We start from the raw sequence: 16280 nt of genomic DNA on the forward strand, positions 1-16280 counted from the left end.
TACTGCAAATTTGCCCACAGATTTCACGGATTTACACGGATAAATTTACTCTTCTAGTTTTTTTTCATAATCTGTGCAAATCTGTGAAATCCGTGGTAATAAAAAAACTAATACTGATTAACTTTATTACTGCAAATTTGCCCACAGATTTCACGGATTTACACGGATAAATTTACTCTTCTAGTTTTTTTTCATAATCTGTGCAAATCTGTGAAATCCGTGGTGAAGAAAAAAACTAATACGGATTAGCTTTATTACTGCAAATTTGCCCACAGATTTCACGGATTTACACGGATAAATTTGCTCTTCTAGTTTTTATTTTTAAATCCGTTCGCATTTTTTTACAATTTAGTTTAAATACATCAAGCGGAGTTTGGTTTTTCATTCCCATTCTAAATCCTTAACTTTGTGAGATTCCAAATAATAATATAAAATAAATACAATATGTCTAAAGCAATTTCGCAAGTTCCTTACGCTGTGAACGAACCCGTAAGATTATACGAACCCGGATCTCCTGAAGTGAAAAACCTGATCTCTACCTACAAAAAGATGTGGAGCGAGAAATTGGAAATTCCAATGGTCATCAACGGAAAAGAAATTACCACAGAAAACAAAGAAAGACTTGTTTCGCCACAAGATCATCAACATGATTTTGGTTTCTACTACAAAGGAGATATGAAACATGTAGATGATGCCATCAATACTGCACTTGCTGCAAGAGCACAGTGGAACAACCTTGGTTGGGAACAGCGTGCTGCCATATTTTTGAAAGCTGCAGACCTTATCGCTGGTCCATACAGAGATCGCTTGAACGCTGCAACCATGATTGGCCAAAGTAAAAATGTGCACCAAACGGAAATAGATGCTGCTTGTGAATTTATAGATTTCTTGAGATTCAATGTAGAATTTATGACGGAAATATATGCAGAACAACCCGTTTCTAGCGAAGGAATCTGGAACAGATCTGAATACCGACCTTTAGAAGGTTTTTGTTTTGCCGTTACACCATTCAACTTTACTGCAATTGCCGGAAATTTGCCAACTTGTATGGCAATGATGGGAAATGTAGTGGTATGGAAACCATCTGATAAACAAATATACTCTGCACACGTTTTGATGGATTGTTTCCGCGAGGCTGGTTTGCCAGATGGTGTAATCAACATGATCTTCACAGATGGAAAAGAAACTGCAGACAAAGTATTGGCGCATCCAGATTTCACGGCTTTGCATTTTACAGGATCAACTTCTGTATTCCAAAGTATGTGGAAGCAAATTGGAGACAACATTCACAAATATAAAACCTACCCAAGAATAGTAGGAGAAACGGGTGGAAAAGATTTCGTGATGGTGCATCCTTCTGCAAATGCTGCTGGTGTAGCAACTGCTTTGGTGCGTGGTTCTTTTGAATACCAAGGTCAGAAATGTTCTGCTGCTTCTAGAGCTTATATTCCAAAATCTCTTTGGAATGAAGTGAAAGAAATAATGGCTGCACAATTGGCAACCGTAAAAGTGGGATCGCCAGAAGATCCATCTAATTTTGTGAATGCTGTAATAGACCAAGTATCTTTTGATAGATGCAAAAAATACATTACTAATGCTCAAAATTCTAGTGAAGCTGAAGTAATTTTTGGTGGAAAATGTGACGATAGCAAAGGATTTTTTGTAGATCCTACTGTAATATTGACTACCAACCCAAAATATGAATCTGTGTGTGAAGAAATCTTCGGACCGATACTTTCTATCTACGTTTACGAAGATGAAAACTGGGCAGAAACTTTAAAACTAGTAGACGAAACTTCGCCTTATTCTTTGACGGGTTCTATCTTTAGCCAAGACAGATATGCAATTGCTGAAGCTTACAAAGCTTTGGAAAACGCTGCAGGTAATTTCTACATCAATGATAAACCAACTGGTGCTGTAGTTGGCCAACAACCTTTTGGTGGTGCAAGAGCATCTGGAACGAACGACAAAGCTGGTTCTAAAATGAATCTTTTGCGTTGGACTTCCGTAAGAAGCATCAAAGAAACTTTTGTAACTCCGAAAGATTATAAATATCCTTATTTGGGGTAAATTTTAGAGGCAATAGTCGAGAATTAAAAAATCCGTTCCAAGTTTATTGGGACGGATTTTTTTTATTAATTTAAAATTAAAAATAGAATTCTAAAGCATTTCAGCTTTTTCTTTAATTAAATAATTTTCTTTTGCGTTTAAAAATATGTTCCCAAAAATACAACAGTTAAACCTTTATTTCAGGTCATTTATTAAAAGACTAATCTTACTAAAATATTTACCATAAAAATATTTGAACCACAGAACTGCTGTAAGATATAGAGAACACAATCCGAATATGCAAAATGATATAAAAATAAACATAAATTCTGTTTGATTTAAAGTTGATTTAAAGCTGGAAAACTCAAAAATAATAATCATTTCAGTAATAAAAAAAGGAATAAAAGCGATGTAATAAGCATAATAATATTGTTCATTGAGTTTAAATTCGAACTTTAATTCCTTCAAATTATCTAAAATATTTAGATCTAAATTTGTGATCGAATTATAAAGTTTGAAAAACTTAATAAAATAGAACGCTGTTATCAAAATCATAGAAAGTAATAACGTCATTACATAAATTTTTACATGCTCTGAAATAAGGTTTGTAGTTGCACAAAATGTAATCATTAAAAGAATTATAGCCATAGAAGAGTAAAATTCCATTCTCATATTTTTTCTAATTTTTTCCAGTGGCAAAATAATTTCCTTTTGTTTTTCCAAAGATATTACTGGTGTAGCTGTAGGATTTTCTTCATCCCAAACGTTTTTTAAATCTTGTATATCCATTTTTTATTTATTTAAAAGTTCTTTTAATTTTAATTTTGCTCGGTTTAGTTTTACCCGAACATTTCCTTCTGTAATTCCCATTTCTATTGCAATTTCTTTTCCGCTGAAATTTTCTAAATAATAGAATATTAATGCTTTATCAATATTATTGAGTTGGTTAATGGCCGAATACATACTCTTTAATCTTTCTTCAGTTTCTGATGAGGTTTCATTATCTAAAATTTTGAAATTTTCAATTTGATCTGAGTTGACTGTCAGTTTTCTTTTTTCTTTCTTTAAAAAAATGATCGCCGTATTTAATGCTATTCTATACAACCAAGTAGAAAATTGGCTATCGCCACGGAATTTGGGATAAGCTTTCCAAGCTTGATAGGTAATTTCTTGAAATAAATCTTTTTGATCTTCCGCATTATCCATATACATCTTAGAAATTTTGAATAAAATTCCTTTATGCTTTTCTATTTCAGCTATAAATTGTTGTTCTGCAAAAATGTTTTTCACTTCCATATGAAGTTAGTATAGGAATTAAAAAAAAGTTACAGAATTAAGAATATTTACGTGGTTTAGTAAGAAAAAATTAGTGCGGAATGATAAAATAACAAAAATTAATATTAAAAGAAAAAGATGGTAGAAATAATTTAATAACTTTACTTCTAATAAAAAAACATATTACGATGAAAAAATTATTACTATTATCTTGTTCTCTTCTATTTTTAGCAAATTGTGGTAAAAAAGAAGATAAAGTTGAGGAAGATTCCACTTCTATTTCTGATGTTTTCAATGGAGCTAAAAACCTGAATAATCTCTCCAATTCTTTGGAAGACATTCAGAAAGAAACAGAGGAATTGAAAAAACTAGCTCCAATATCTAATGATGCGTTGAAAGCGGTGATGCCAGAAACAGTAATGGGAATGAAGAGAACTTCTATTTCTGTTGGAGATAATTCTATGATCCAAATGTCTTCCGCTGAAGCAGAATATACAGGAGAAGAAAACAAAAAAGTAAAAATAACCGTGATGGATGGAGCTGGAGAAACAGGAAGTGCGATGATATCTATGATGAAAATGGGACTTGCAACTAATTCTGAAAAAACTACTGATACTAGTTTTGAAAAAATGGGTGAATTTAATGGTGTAAAAGCAAGTATAAAAGAAAGAAATAAAGACACGTTTGTAGATTCTGAAATTCAATATATATTGAAAAGTAGATTTCTCGTTACAATTGAAGGTAATGGCTACACCACAGACGAACTTAAGGTTGTGATGGATACCATAAATTCATCCGATTTAAAATAAAACACAATTATTATTTTATACAAAAGCCACAAAATTCTGTTTTGTGGCTTCTTTTTTGGATTTTTTATATTTGAAAATAGCTTTTTACTTCACATAAAAAAACGGGCAATTAGCCCGTTCAATTATTTTTTTTTTTGATTACTTCAAATCATATCTATCTGAATTCATCACTTTTGTCCAAACTTTGATAAAATCTCTGGCAAATTTTTCTTTGTTATCGTCTTGTGCATATACTTCTGAATATGCGCGAAGAATAGAATTGGAACCAAAAACTAAATCTACTTTTGAAGCAGTAAATTTGGTTGCGCCCGTTTTTCTATCTACAATATTGTAATGATTTTCGCCATTTGGATTCCAAGAGTTGTTCATATCGGTAAGATTTACAAAGAAATCATTGGATAAAACTCCTGGATTATTTGTGAAAACGCCTTCTTTTGTGCCGCCATAGTTGGTTGCCAATACACGCATTCCACCAATTAAGACTGTCATTTCTGGTGCAGTTAAGCCCATCAATTGTGTTCTGTCCAATAGCAATTCTTCAGGATTTACACTGTAGTTTTCTTTCAAGAAATTTCTGTATCCATCATGTATCGGCTCCAAATCTTCAAAAGATTCTACATCCGTCATCTCGTCCGTTGCATCTCCTCTTCCTTGCAAAAATGGAACTTCCATATTGAATCCACCATCTTGAGCAGCTTTTTCTACAGCTGCAGTTCCGCCAAGTACGATTAAATCTGCAATGCTAACTTCTTTCCCGAATTGAGTTTTGATGTTTGCTAAAACATGCAAAACCTTCTGCAATCTTTCTGGTTCGTTTCCTTTCCAGTCTTTTTGTGGTGCCAAACGAATTCTTGCGCCATTGGCTCCTCCTCTGTAATCTGAACCTCTATAAGTTCTAGCGCTATCCCAAGCTGTATTGATCAATTCTGTTCTGGTAAGTCCGCTATTTAGAAGTTGGTTTTTTAAATCCGCAATTTCAGCATCAGATAAAACTGTAGTATTTTTTGGAATTGGATCTTGCCAGATTAGATCTTCTGCAGGTACATCTGCACCCAAATAGCAATCTTTTGGTCCTAAATCTCTATGCGTTAATTTAAACCAAGCTCTTGCAAAAGTATCCGACATGTATTCAAAATCATTTAGAAATCTTTCTGAAATTTTGCGGTATTCTGGATCCATTTTTAATGCCATATCTGCATCCGTCATGATAGGATTTCTTCGCACATTTGGGATAAAAGCATCAAATGGTTTTTTCTCTTCCGGCAAATTTGTCGGCTCCCATTGGTGTGCTCCTGCTGGACTTTTGGTTAGTGCCCAATCATAATTTAACAATAAATCTAAATATTCATTATTAAATTTTGTAGGATTGGTAGTCCAAGCTCCTTCTATACCAGAACTTACCGTATTTTCTGAATGTCCTTTTCCTTGAGGATTTATCCAGCCAAAACCTTGATTTTCTACATTTGCACCTTCTGGACTTTCTCCTAGAATGGTTGCATCTCCGTTTCCGTGGCATTTTCCAACGGTATGTCCACCAATGGTGAGTGCTGCAGTTTCTTCGTCATTCATCGCCATTCTTTTGAAGGTTACGCGCATATCATGAGCCGTTTTTAAAGGATCTGGATTCCCATCTACACCTTCTGGGTTTACATAAATTAAGCCCATCATCACAGATGCCAAAGGATTTTCTAAATCTCTTTCTCCGCTGTATCTGCTACCTTCTACTCCACTTGGAGCTAGCCATTCACTTTCAGATCCCCAATAGGTATCAATTTCTGGGCTCCAAATATCCACTCTACCTCCGCCAAAACCGAAAGTTTTTAATCCCATAGATTCGTACGCCATATTCCCGGCGAGAATCATAAGATCTCCCCAAGATAATTTGTTGCCATATTTCTTTTTGATAGGCCAAAGTAAACGTCGTCCTTTATCTAAATTTACATTATCTGGCCAAGAATTTAGAGGCGCAAAACGCTGATTTCCAGTATTGCTTCCTCCTCTTCCGTCTGCATTTCTATAAGAACCTGCGGAATGCCACGCCAATCTGATCATCAATCCTCCGTAATGTCCCCAATCTGCAGGCCACCAAGATTGACTATCTGTCATTAAATTTTTAAGATCAGATTTTACGGCTTCAAGATCTAATTTTAAAAATTCTTCTTTGTAATTAAAATCTTCATCAAGCGGATTCACTTTCGAATCTCGCTGGCTCAAAATTTCTAATTTTAGCGATTTTGGCCACCAATTTTTAGTTTCATTGTTAATTCCAGTGCGTGCACCAGACATAACCGGACATTTCGCACTGTTTGTTGCATTTTCTACTGTTCCGTTTTGGATATGTTCGTTGATGCTGTGGATTGTTTCGCCATGGTTGCTATCGCCATGATTTACAGGACATTTTCCTTCTTCTGGTGTACTCATTTTTTGTATTATTAGAATTATATAAATCAAATTTAGTGATTCTAAGTTACATAATGACGAGAAATTATAATTGAAATAACATTTAAATAATAGATTTAAACTATCATAACAAAAAATGTGGTAATTTTCATCTATCGTGATTTTACTATTTCAACTCAAGAAAAATTTAAAACCGAACATTTTTCAGGGGGATTTGCTTTTTGCAACTTTAAAAAAATTAGGAAAATATCGAAAATCTGCGCCCCAGCTTGAATGAAGCTCTCCGCCTCGGCGGAAGCGGGAATGGAAGATGGATCATGGCGCCCAAATAATATTAATACCATTTCTCCCGATGATTATCAGGACAAAAAATAACTAGAATTCGAAAATAAATCCGAAGTATGGAAGTGTGGTTAATTTATCTTGTTCCCCTGTAATCAAAGAATAAACTTGTTGATTTTGTGGAGCAGTCGGATTGATAATTACGCCATTTCCATTGGTATCTCTATCCAAATTCACGACGGGCAAATTGCTGGGATTGTTGGCGCCATAAATATTGATGACATCTATATATGTAGTGAATTGCCATTTGCTAAAAATCCATTTTTTCTCTACACGAACATCCAGTTGTTGCACTAAATTTCCACGTTGTTGGTTGAGTTGCGTGAAATCTTGCACCGGTCCGTTGGAAATATTCCAAATATTGACCAATTGACTTCTATCTAAATTGTAAGGCGTTTCTGGAAGACCAGATTGCAGGCGAAATTTTGCGCCAATGTTCCAGTTTTTGCCAAAATATTTCCCTGCGGTGATGCTCAAAATATGGCGAGAATCCCAACTAGAAGGAATTAAATCTCCAGAAGCATTGCTAAATTGCGACTTCCCGAAAGTATAGGCTGCAATTCCATAGAAATTGTTGAGCGTTCTTTTTTGCACCAATAATTCAAACCCATACGTTTCTCCAAAACCTCTAGAATCTACAGGTTCTATCCCAACAACACCAAAATCTGCTCCGATATTTGCTAGGGAAATTTGATTTCTCAAAGAGAAAGGATAGTTTTTGTATTTTTTGTAATAGGTTTCTGCGGTGATTCGCAAATTATCTTTTCCATTATATTCAAAACCTGCTACTGCTTGAGAATTTTTGATGTATTTGAGAAATTGTTTGTTGATAAGCACATTTTCAGATTGAAATCCTAATGCAGTATAAGCAGGAAGTTGATAGTAAATTCCTGTATTGAAATTGAATGCAAAACGCTCTGCAAACTTGTATTGTAGGGCAATTCTTGGGGAGAATTGCTCCAAAGGATTATTCGTCAGTTCGGAATACGAACTTCCATCTGCACGAAAACCTCCGCTTACATTCACTTTTCCGTTGGCAAAAGATCTAGAACCTTGCAGATAGAATCCGTATTGCGAAAGGGAAATATCTGATTGATAATTATCCAATTGGAAAGCATTTTGAGAAACACTTTTCAGGAATGAACGGTTGTTGTATTTGCTAAAATTATAATTAGTTCCAGCACTCATCTTAATATTTGCAAATGTGAAATTTCTATCAACACGGATTTTATTTTCCATTTCTTGAGATTGATAATCAGAAAGTAAATTTTCTGGAGTTTCTATATTTCGGAAATATTTTGTGGCTTTATTATCCAGCATATTTCTACTCATGGTGAAAAGCCAGTTTCCATTTTCTACCAAATGGCGATAACCTGCACCAACGGTATAATTCCATTGTGGCGCGATAGGCAAACGATCTAAAATTGTAAGATTTGATAGCGTAGGATCTGCATCTAGATTAAATTTAAATTGATCAATTGCGCCTAAACCTATGAAATACAACTCATCTCCAGATTTAAATTTTTTGGAAACTTTGAATTGAGAATCGTAATAACTGGGCAAAAATGGCAAACCGATAGCTTTAAATAAAATTTGCAAATTGGATTTGCGAACAGAGAACAATCCGCTCCAAGATTGGTCTTTAGAAAGTGGACCATCTGCCATCAATTGCAAATCGTCTAAACCAACTACGGCTTTATAGCCAATTTTATCTTTACGTGCTTGCTTTAAATTAAATTCAAAAAGAGAAGAGATAACGCCGTTTCTACTCGCAGGAAAGGCACCAGAATAGAAATCTACATCCTTCAAAAAATCTACAGTGATGATTCCTCTTGGACCACCAGTTGCGCCTTGCGTTTGAAAGTGATTGATAATCGGAACTTCGATACCATCGATGTAAAATTTATTTTCCGAAGATGCGCCACCTCTTATAAAAAGATCATTTCGAAAAGTAGAAGTAGAACCAACACCAGGAAAACTTAATATTGCTTTGGAAACATCGCGATTTGCACCGGCGTTTTTTTGAATTTCTTCACTCGTTATATTTCGTAGAGAAACAGGACTTTCTGCCGTAGTTTTGTAGGCTTTTCTAGTAATAAGAACGGTTTCTATATCGGCCGCTTTTTGGGAAAGACCGATGGAAAATGTAAGATTTTGGTTGGGAACGATGGTAATATCATTCAATGAATTACTCTCAAAACCAGCTGCAGAAATTTCAAAAGTATAATTTCCAGAAGGTAAATCGTTGATTACAACATTTCCTTCGCCAGAAAATTGAGTTTCTGTTCCAGAAATTTTGACGGTAGCAGGAATTGGTTTTTTAGAAAAATCGTTGTAGACGTTGATGTTGATGCTACCAACTTGCGAGAAAGCAAGATTGAACAGGAAAATAAAAAAGAGGGAAAATTTAAAATTCATATTAGAAAGATATCTTACAAAAATAGACTTTTTAGAATGAAAAACCAGTGAGAATAATCATTCTATTTCATCAAAATATTTTAGATTTTCTGCGGGGTTTTGGAAGTTTTGAAGGATTTTTATGATAAATAAAACTTCATTTTCAACTTTATAAATTAAAGTGTTATGTTTTGTAATTAAGATTTTTCGGTATTTTGTATCTTCAAATTTTTGAAAAATTACATTCTCCTCTAATATTAATTCAACGATATGGTAAAATTTATCTATAAAGTTTTCAAAAATTTCTACATTCCACTTCTGCAAAAGATAGTATTCTATTTCTTTTAAATCCTCCAGAGATTGATCAGTGTACTGAACTCTCATTTTTAGCTTTTTGGATTCGTTCCTTTACTTTTGCCATTACTTCATAAAAGTCATGAACTCTTCCATGTTTTATATCCTCTTCAGAGCGTTTCAAAGATTCCAAAATTTCTTCTTTGGTTTCGTTGCGCCACTCTTTTATTTCTACATTTTTTGCGATAATCAAAAGTTCTTCTGGCGTAAATCTTTTCTCTTTCATTTTTTTGAAAAAAGTAGGTTTTTTAATACCAGATTTTTCAATAATGTAAGACATTTTCAAAGGTGAGTCTTTCAAAATCTGATCGATATTATTTTGAATTTCTATGTATTTTTCGATTTCTGCTATCATTACTGTATATTATTTACTATCATTATTTGATACAAATATAATCAAAAATTGATACTTTAATCAAAAATTGATCACTTATCTTTCCGCAATATTTTTGATGTTTTGAACGGCCGTAGGAAAATAATTGGTGAAAAACTGCAAATATTCAACCGGCGCATTGATTGTGATTGTAAGATCAGATTTACCATCATTTTCTACGATATCATAGTTTTCGATGGATTCATCTTCATAAATTTTATCGCCAGATTCTCCCGCTTTCACTTCACCAAGATGCGTGAAATACATTTTTTCATTGGGTATCATTTCCGTAACTATTGCAAACATGCCATCATTATTGGCATCTAAAAACTGAATGGTATTTCCTGCCACCAAATCTCCTTTGATGTGAGATCCTTCGCAGAAAGCTCTCGTCCATTCTGCATAATTTTCTGCTTTCCAAAGTGCTTCCCAAATTTTTTCTTTGCTTGCGTTTATTTCTATGGTGAATTCTAATTTTTTCATACGTTTATTTTTTTTTATCAGTGCTTGTATTAATTTATTGAAAATAAATATTTAACCACAAAAGTAATAAAAGCATGAGCTTAAACAATTCGTAATAAAGATAAAATAATATGAAAATTTCTTAAATTATCCTTATTGAATTGAAATCATTTTTCTTCAACTTATAATTCTTTTGTGGTTATATTTTAATTAAACTTGCCTTAAATTTTTAATAACAAATTCGGATCTGGGCAATTTTCCTTATAAAATTCCAATTCCTTTTGGCTGCAAACTCCGGGATAATCGCCTTTTTTGTTTTGAATATCTTTAATAATTTGAAAATGCAAATGCGGTGCATAATCTCCATTGATGGGCGGTTTTCCCAATTCTGCAATTTTTTCTCCTTTCTTCACCACTTGACCTTCCGATTTTCCATCTAAACTTTCCAAACTTAAATGACCGTACAAAGTGCAAAAAGTACAACCATCAATTTCATGTTCGATAATAATTGTTGGTCCATAATCTCCATGTGCTGTATTGTCTTGAAAACTATGAATTTTGCCATCTAAAGCACTCAAAACCGAAGTTCCCGCTTTTATCCAAAGATCTAAACCGATGTGAATATTTCTTTCATCAGTTACATTATCTTTAAAATTTTCGCTTCTTCTGTAGAGGTTTCTAACTTCTAAATAACCACCGAAAGCGACTTTTGCCTTATTTTCTGAAAGATGATTTTCTACAAACTCCTCGAAAACTTCTGCATCCGTAACATCCAAATCCATTTTATCTGTATTTTTGGCGGAAAGATCTATTGCGACGTAATTTTTGTAATCGATGGTTGAATCGATTACTTTGATATTGGCTTGGGTTTGGAGGATTTCTGGAAAATTTATCATTTTTTGAATTATCTTTTGTTAATTAACTTAATTTCTAAAAATTTGATTAAGGTGCACTAATTTGAAAATTAAATAAATAAAGAAGAAACATGGTGATTAAATTATTATCAAAATTATTTTCTACTCTAACTGTAAAATTATTTGTGCCGAAAAATTTTTGTTTGTAATTTATCGTTAATTGTAATTCGTCATCTTTGTACAAAATATGTTTTTGATTCCACCAACCTTTGTATCTTATGGTAAAGAACTCTGTATTCTTACCAAAATAAAATAATCTATTTTTTTCAGTATCAATTTTCAATATTATATTTTCATTTAAATCTATCAAACTTTTATCATACCACAGAAATCCGCTATGTTTTATTCTGTACATTCTATCATCAAAATAAATTTTGTCGTTAAGTCCATTAATAAAACTAAATAACAATTCTCCGATAACATTCTTTTCTTGGTCTAACAATTTAAGTGAACTGTTAGAGTCTTTTGTTGTGAAAATTTTCATTTATTTGATATTAATACAAATTGGAATTTTTTTAAATTTAGAAAATTAAATATTCTAAAAAAAATCATTCTTTAACAGCGAATCTCTTGCAACCCGACTTGAGTGGAAATCCTTTTTATTGGTGGCTGAGCTTGTCGAAGCCAGCAATAAAAAGATTGATTCATAATTTTATTATTTTTATTTAAATCATCGAAACTCGTTCCTCGTTTTGGGAACAGAAGGTCTCGTCTTTAAGGACGAGACTGCCCAAATAAAACTACCCCGTCAAAAATTCTCTGAATTTTCGCCACCCCTTCAAAGAAGGGGAATTAAAACAAGTCCTCATCTACAAAATTCGGCAGCGTCACTTTCAAATTCGGTTCTGCTTCCATCGCTCTTTTTATGGCGAAAACTGCGCCTTCGTTTCTTGCCCAAGATCGGCGGGAAATTCCATTGTTTACATCCCAAAAAAGCATATTTTTCAATTTTCGTTCTGCTTCTGCGCTTCCATCAAGCAACATTCCGAAACCACCATTAATGACTTCTCCCCAACCAACGCCGCCTCCATTGTGTATAGAAACCCAAGTTGCACCACGAAAACTGTCGCCAATTACGTTCTGAATCGCCATATCTGCAGTAAATCTGGAACCGTCATAAATATTAGAAGTTTCGCGATACGGGGAATCTGTCCCAGAAACATCATGATGATCTCGACCTAAAACTACGGCTCCAATTTCTCCATTTTTAATCGCATTATTGAAGGCTTCCGCAATTTTCATGCGACCTTCTGCATCGGCATATAAAATTCTGGCTTGCGAACCTACGACCAAATTATTCTCTTGCGCCCCTTTTATCCAAGTGATATTGTCTTGCATTTGCTGCTGAATTTCCTTCGGCGAATTTTTCATTAATTCTTCTAAAACTTTGCAAGCAATTTCATCGGTTTTTTGTAAATCTTCTGGTTTTCCACTGGCACAAACCCAACGAAACGGCCCAAAACCATAATCAAAACACATTGGTCCCATAATATCTTGCACATAACTTGGAAACTTAAATTCTCGTCCCAAACTTGGATTTTCTGCCATCACATCTGCTCCTGCTCTACTTGCTTCGAGTAAAAATGCGTTTCCATAATCGAAAAAATAAGTGCCTTTTTCTGTATGTTTATTGATGGCTTTTGCGTGACGACGAAGTGTTTCTTGTATTTTTTCTTTAAATAATTCAGGATTTTCAGCCATCATTTTATTGGCTTCTTCAAATGAAATTCCGACCGGATAATATCCTCCTGCCCAAGGATTATGAAGCGAAGTCTGATCGGAACCAATGTCTACATGCAGATTTTCGGCATCAAATTTTTCCCAAACATCCACGATATTTCCGAGATAAGCCAAGGAAATAGTTTCTTTATTTTCTTGTGCTTTCTGAACTCTTTCTACTAATTCATCTAAATTTTCATGAATTTCGTCAATCCATTTTTGTTCATGGCGGATTTTGGTAATTTTTGCATTTACATCTGCGCAAATCGTGATGCAACCTGCAATATTACCGGCTTTTGGTTGCGCTCCAGACATTCCACCTAAACCTGAAGTGACGAAAATTCCGCCTTTTGGTTCTTTTTTAATTTTTCTAAATGCATTTAAAACCGTAATTGTCGTTCCATGCACAATTCCTTGTGGACCAATGTACATATAACTTCCCGCCGTCATTTGTCCGTATTGCGAAACTCCCAAAGCGTTCATTTTTTCCCAATCGTCTGGTTTAGAATAGTTTGGAATTACCATTCCATTCGTAACCACAACTCTTGGCGCATCTTTACTGCTCGGAAATAATCCCATTGGATGTCCAGAATACATGGTTAATGTTTGTTCGTCCGTCATTTCCGACAAATATTTCATCGTCAAAAGATATTGCGCCCAATTTTGAAAAACCGCCCCATTTCCACCGTAAGTAATCAATTCGTGTGGATGTTGAGCAACGGCATAATCCAAATTGTTTTGAATCATCAACATAATCGATTTTGCTTGCTCCGATTTTCCGGGATATTCAGAAATTGACCGCGCTTTCATTTCATAATCTGGACGAAAACGATACATATAAATTCTACCAAAATCTTCTAATTCTTGTCTAAATTCTGGCAATAATTCTGCATGAAATTTAGGTTCGAAATAGCGCAAAGCATTTTTCAGCGCGAGTTTTTTCTCTTCTTCTGTAAGAATTTCTTTCCGTTTTGGTGCGTGATTGATTTCGGGTTCGTATATTTTAATTTCAGGAAGTTCGGATGGGATTCCTTGTTGTATTTGTTCTTGGAAAGTCATATGAAAATCAGTATTTTGAGTTTAATATTCAAAGTTTTAAAGATATTAAAAATAGAATTTACAACAAATTAAAATAATAAAAATTCCCTTCTTGAAAATAGAAGGGAATAAATAAATTTTGAAAAAATTTAATTTTAAAAGCTAATGTTCACAAATGGTATAAATGGACTGGAATACACACTTTTATCTTTTTTATACAACAAATTGTATTTACCGCCTACAGAAATTTTTGAGGTAATTTGGTAACCTGCTCCCACGAAAAGCGCCGAATCCCAGAAATTTTCTTTGTTATTTAAAAGTTTATTATTTCTATTCACATACATTTCTGCGAACTCCGCGGTTGTAATTAATTTACCGATCGGTTTATAAAAGAAAAGTGCATTAACACCTGCAGTTGTTGTAGTCTGTATATTTTTTACAGCGTTGTAATTAACCAAGATTCCAGCACCAACAGAAATTTTTTCATTCACATTATAGGTTAGATTTGGCGAAAGATTCAAGCTTGTGCCGCCTACGAAATTAAGACCGAATCCTAAACCGAACTGCAATTTTTTGCCACCATCGATAGGATTTTCGATCGTTTTTAAACTATCAATCTGTGTTTGAGCTATTGCGTTGAAACTTAAAAATAAGGTAAGAGAAAGGAAGAATAATTTTTTAATCATAGTTTTTAATTTAGAAATGTAAAATTGCAAGAAAAATCTTACATTCTAGTGGTTTTATTCAAAAATTCTTCATAAATTTTCAATCATTTAAATTAAAAAAAAGCCATCTTAGTAAAAGACAGCTTTTTTTTATATTAATAGATTGTATTTCTACTCCTCTATCTCGTTTCCTTTGTGCAAACTTTCATCTTCCGTGGGAATCTGACTATTTAATTGCTCATAATTGTCATCATCTTCAAAACCTGGAATGTCTAAACCGAAAGGCATTTCATCTTTTTGATTTTGATTTGTAATAGGATTTCCATCGCCATCCAAAGAGATATGTTTTTCTTTATTGAAAATATCTTCACTTGAATTGTAATCCATTTCCGCTAGATTTTTTTCTACTTGATCTTGATTTTCTTCTGGTTCCATAATTTTATTTTTTAGAATTTAATTCAAACAATAATGATTCCAATGTAAGATTGTTAAATATTAAAATTTTCATAAATTTCAGGATTTACGCAATAAGGAAGCTGCTCCCCTTTCGAAAAAGCAATAATATTTGCCGCCACAATCTTCGCCATTCCATTACGAGCTTCTACAGTTGCCGATCCTATATGTGGTAAAACGCACACATTTGGTAGCTGCAGAATCTCATTATTCATATCGATTGGTTCTGGATTGGTAACATCCAAACCAGCTCCCCAAATTTTGCCATTTTTTAGAAATTCTAATAAATCTACTTGATTGTGAAAACTTCCTCTTGCAGTATTGATGAAAATTGAATTCGACTTCATTTTTTCAAAAACCGAGGCATTGAAAATTTCATTTTGTTCCGCAGAAAAATTGGCGTGAATACTTAATACATCAGCGTTTTTTGCTAAATCTTCGAAGGAAACATATTTTGCATCTAACTTCGTTTCTGCTTCTATATTTTGAGTTCGATTGTGATAAATTATGTCCATATCGAAAGCTTTTTTACATTTTTCAGCCATTTCAAAACCGATTTTGCCTAAACCATAAACGCCCAAAGTTTTGCCATACAATTCTTGACCGAGTTGTTCCAAAGCATCAAAATCTTTCCAATTGCCAGATTGTACTTTGTTGATGTTATAACTAGCTCTTCTAGAAACCATTTGCATGAGTAGAAAAGCAACATCAGAAGTCGCTCTACTTAAAACATGAGGCGTATTTCCGACAGGAATTTTTCTTGCATTGGCAATTTCCATATCGATATTATCATAACCTGCTGCAAATTGTACGATTGCTTTTACATTTGGACAGTTTTCGAAAAAGGTTTTATCTAATTTTTTTCTACCTACATTCAACAAAACATCGGCTTTTTTGCAATTCTCTAACCATTGTTTGTGGGTTTGCTCTTTATTTTCTGGCAAGAAATATTCTATATTTTCTTGGGTTAAAAGTTCTAAAGCAATCGCTGGAATTCTACTATTAATAAATACTTTCATGAGTTACAATT

The 16280-nt window shown here is 33.6% G+C and carries 15 protein-coding genes; 2 read left to right on the forward strand and 13 right to left on the reverse strand.

The genetic code is table 11. From position 1 onward, the window contains the following. Nucleotides 1-444: 444 nt before the first annotated feature. Nucleotides 445-2070, forward strand: coding sequence for an L-glutamate gamma-semialdehyde dehydrogenase (gene pruA, locus HNQ03_RS03330; protein WP_173778240.1), 1626 nt, complete (start codon nucleotides 445-447; stop codon nucleotides 2068-2070). A gap of 174 nt (nucleotides 2071-2244) precedes the next feature. Here the strand turns inward: pruA and HNQ03_RS03335 are convergent, their stop codons facing one another. Both HNQ03_RS03335 and HNQ03_RS03340 read right to left on the reverse strand, forming a co-directional pair. Next, a complete protein-coding gene (locus tag HNQ03_RS03335) occupies nucleotides 2245-2838 on the reverse strand; it encodes a hypothetical protein (RefSeq protein WP_173778241.1) in 594 nt (197 codons plus the stop codon). A gap of 3 nt (nucleotides 2839-2841) precedes the next feature. Continuing rightward, nucleotides 2842-3330, reverse strand: coding sequence for an RNA polymerase sigma factor (locus HNQ03_RS03340; protein ID WP_173778416.1), 489 nt, complete (start codon nucleotides 3328-3330; stop codon nucleotides 2842-2844). Between the two features lie 182 nt (nucleotides 3331-3512). Between HNQ03_RS03340 and HNQ03_RS03345 the strand changes: the two genes are divergently transcribed. Continuing rightward, entirely contained in the window at nucleotides 3513-4133 is a 621-nt protein-coding gene (locus HNQ03_RS03345) for a hypothetical protein (RefSeq protein ID WP_173778242.1), read from the forward strand. 138 nt (nucleotides 4134-4271) lie between these two features. On the opposite strand, the gene katG is transcribed toward HNQ03_RS03345, so the two are convergent. The 11 genes from katG to HNQ03_RS03400 all read right to left on the reverse strand — a co-directional run bounded on the left by katG (nucleotide 4272) and on the right by HNQ03_RS03400 (nucleotide 16269). Beyond that, nucleotides 4272-6554 carry a catalase/peroxidase HPI gene (gene katG, locus HNQ03_RS03350; protein WP_173778243.1) on the reverse strand — a complete coding sequence of 761 codons (2283 nt, stop codon included), beginning with the start codon at nucleotides 6552-6554 and terminating at the stop codon, nucleotides 4272-4274. 354 nt (nucleotides 6555-6908) lie between these two features. Beyond that, nucleotides 6909-9293, reverse strand: a complete 2385-nt coding sequence (locus tag HNQ03_RS03355; RefSeq protein WP_173778244.1) for a TonB-dependent receptor — start codon at nucleotides 9291-9293, stop codon at nucleotides 6909-6911. A gap of 57 nt (nucleotides 9294-9350) precedes the next feature. Beyond that, on the reverse strand, nucleotides 9351-9656 hold the full coding sequence (locus HNQ03_RS03360; protein ID WP_173778245.1) for a type II toxin-antitoxin system RelE/ParE family toxin: 306 nt from the start codon (nucleotides 9654-9656) through the stop codon (nucleotides 9351-9353). Next, nucleotides 9637-9981, reverse strand: coding sequence for a hypothetical protein (locus tag HNQ03_RS03365; protein ID WP_173778246.1), 345 nt, complete (start codon nucleotides 9979-9981; stop codon nucleotides 9637-9639). The genes HNQ03_RS03360 and HNQ03_RS03365 overlap by 20 nt, the downstream gene beginning before the upstream one ends. A 75-nt stretch (nucleotides 9982-10056) precedes the next feature. Beyond that, nucleotides 10057-10482 carry an SRPBCC family protein gene (locus HNQ03_RS03370; protein ID WP_173778247.1) on the reverse strand — a complete coding sequence of 142 codons (426 nt, stop codon included), beginning with the start codon at nucleotides 10480-10482 and terminating at the stop codon, nucleotides 10057-10059. A 200-nt stretch (nucleotides 10483-10682) separates the two neighbouring features. Continuing rightward, nucleotides 10683-11357: a peptidoglycan DD-metalloendopeptidase family protein gene (locus tag HNQ03_RS03375; protein ID WP_173778248.1), complete on the reverse strand. Its 675-nt coding sequence runs from the start codon at nucleotides 11355-11357 to the stop codon at nucleotides 10683-10685. 46 nt (nucleotides 11358-11403) lie between these two features. Next, nucleotides 11404-11859: a hypothetical protein gene (locus tag HNQ03_RS03380; RefSeq protein ID WP_173778249.1), complete on the reverse strand. Its 456-nt coding sequence runs from the start codon at nucleotides 11857-11859 to the stop codon at nucleotides 11404-11406. A gap of 308 nt (nucleotides 11860-12167) precedes the next feature. Further along, complete coding sequence (locus HNQ03_RS03385; protein WP_173778250.1) at nucleotides 12168-14153, reverse strand: urocanate hydratase; 1986 nt, start codon at nucleotides 14151-14153, stop codon at nucleotides 12168-12170. A 134-nt stretch (nucleotides 14154-14287) separates the two neighbouring features. Continuing rightward, nucleotides 14288-14818: a hypothetical protein gene (locus HNQ03_RS03390; RefSeq protein ID WP_173778251.1), complete on the reverse strand. Its 531-nt coding sequence runs from the start codon at nucleotides 14816-14818 to the stop codon at nucleotides 14288-14290. Nucleotides 14819-14968: 150 nt separating this feature from the next. Continuing rightward, a complete protein-coding gene (locus HNQ03_RS03395; protein ID WP_173778252.1) occupies nucleotides 14969-15232 on the reverse strand; it encodes a hypothetical protein in 264 nt (87 codons plus the stop codon). A gap of 53 nt (nucleotides 15233-15285) precedes the next feature. Continuing rightward, the gene (locus tag HNQ03_RS03400) at nucleotides 15286-16269 is read right to left on the reverse strand and encodes a 2-hydroxyacid dehydrogenase (RefSeq protein WP_173778253.1); all 984 of its coding nucleotides are present in this window, start codon (nucleotides 16267-16269) and stop codon (nucleotides 15286-15288) included. Nucleotides 16270-16280: the final 11 nt, after the last annotated feature.

The organism is Frigoriflavimonas asaccharolytica (assembly GCF_013294015.1).
Classification (GTDB): domain Bacteria; phylum Bacteroidota; class Bacteroidia; order Flavobacteriales; family Weeksellaceae; genus Frigoriflavimonas; species Frigoriflavimonas asaccharolytica.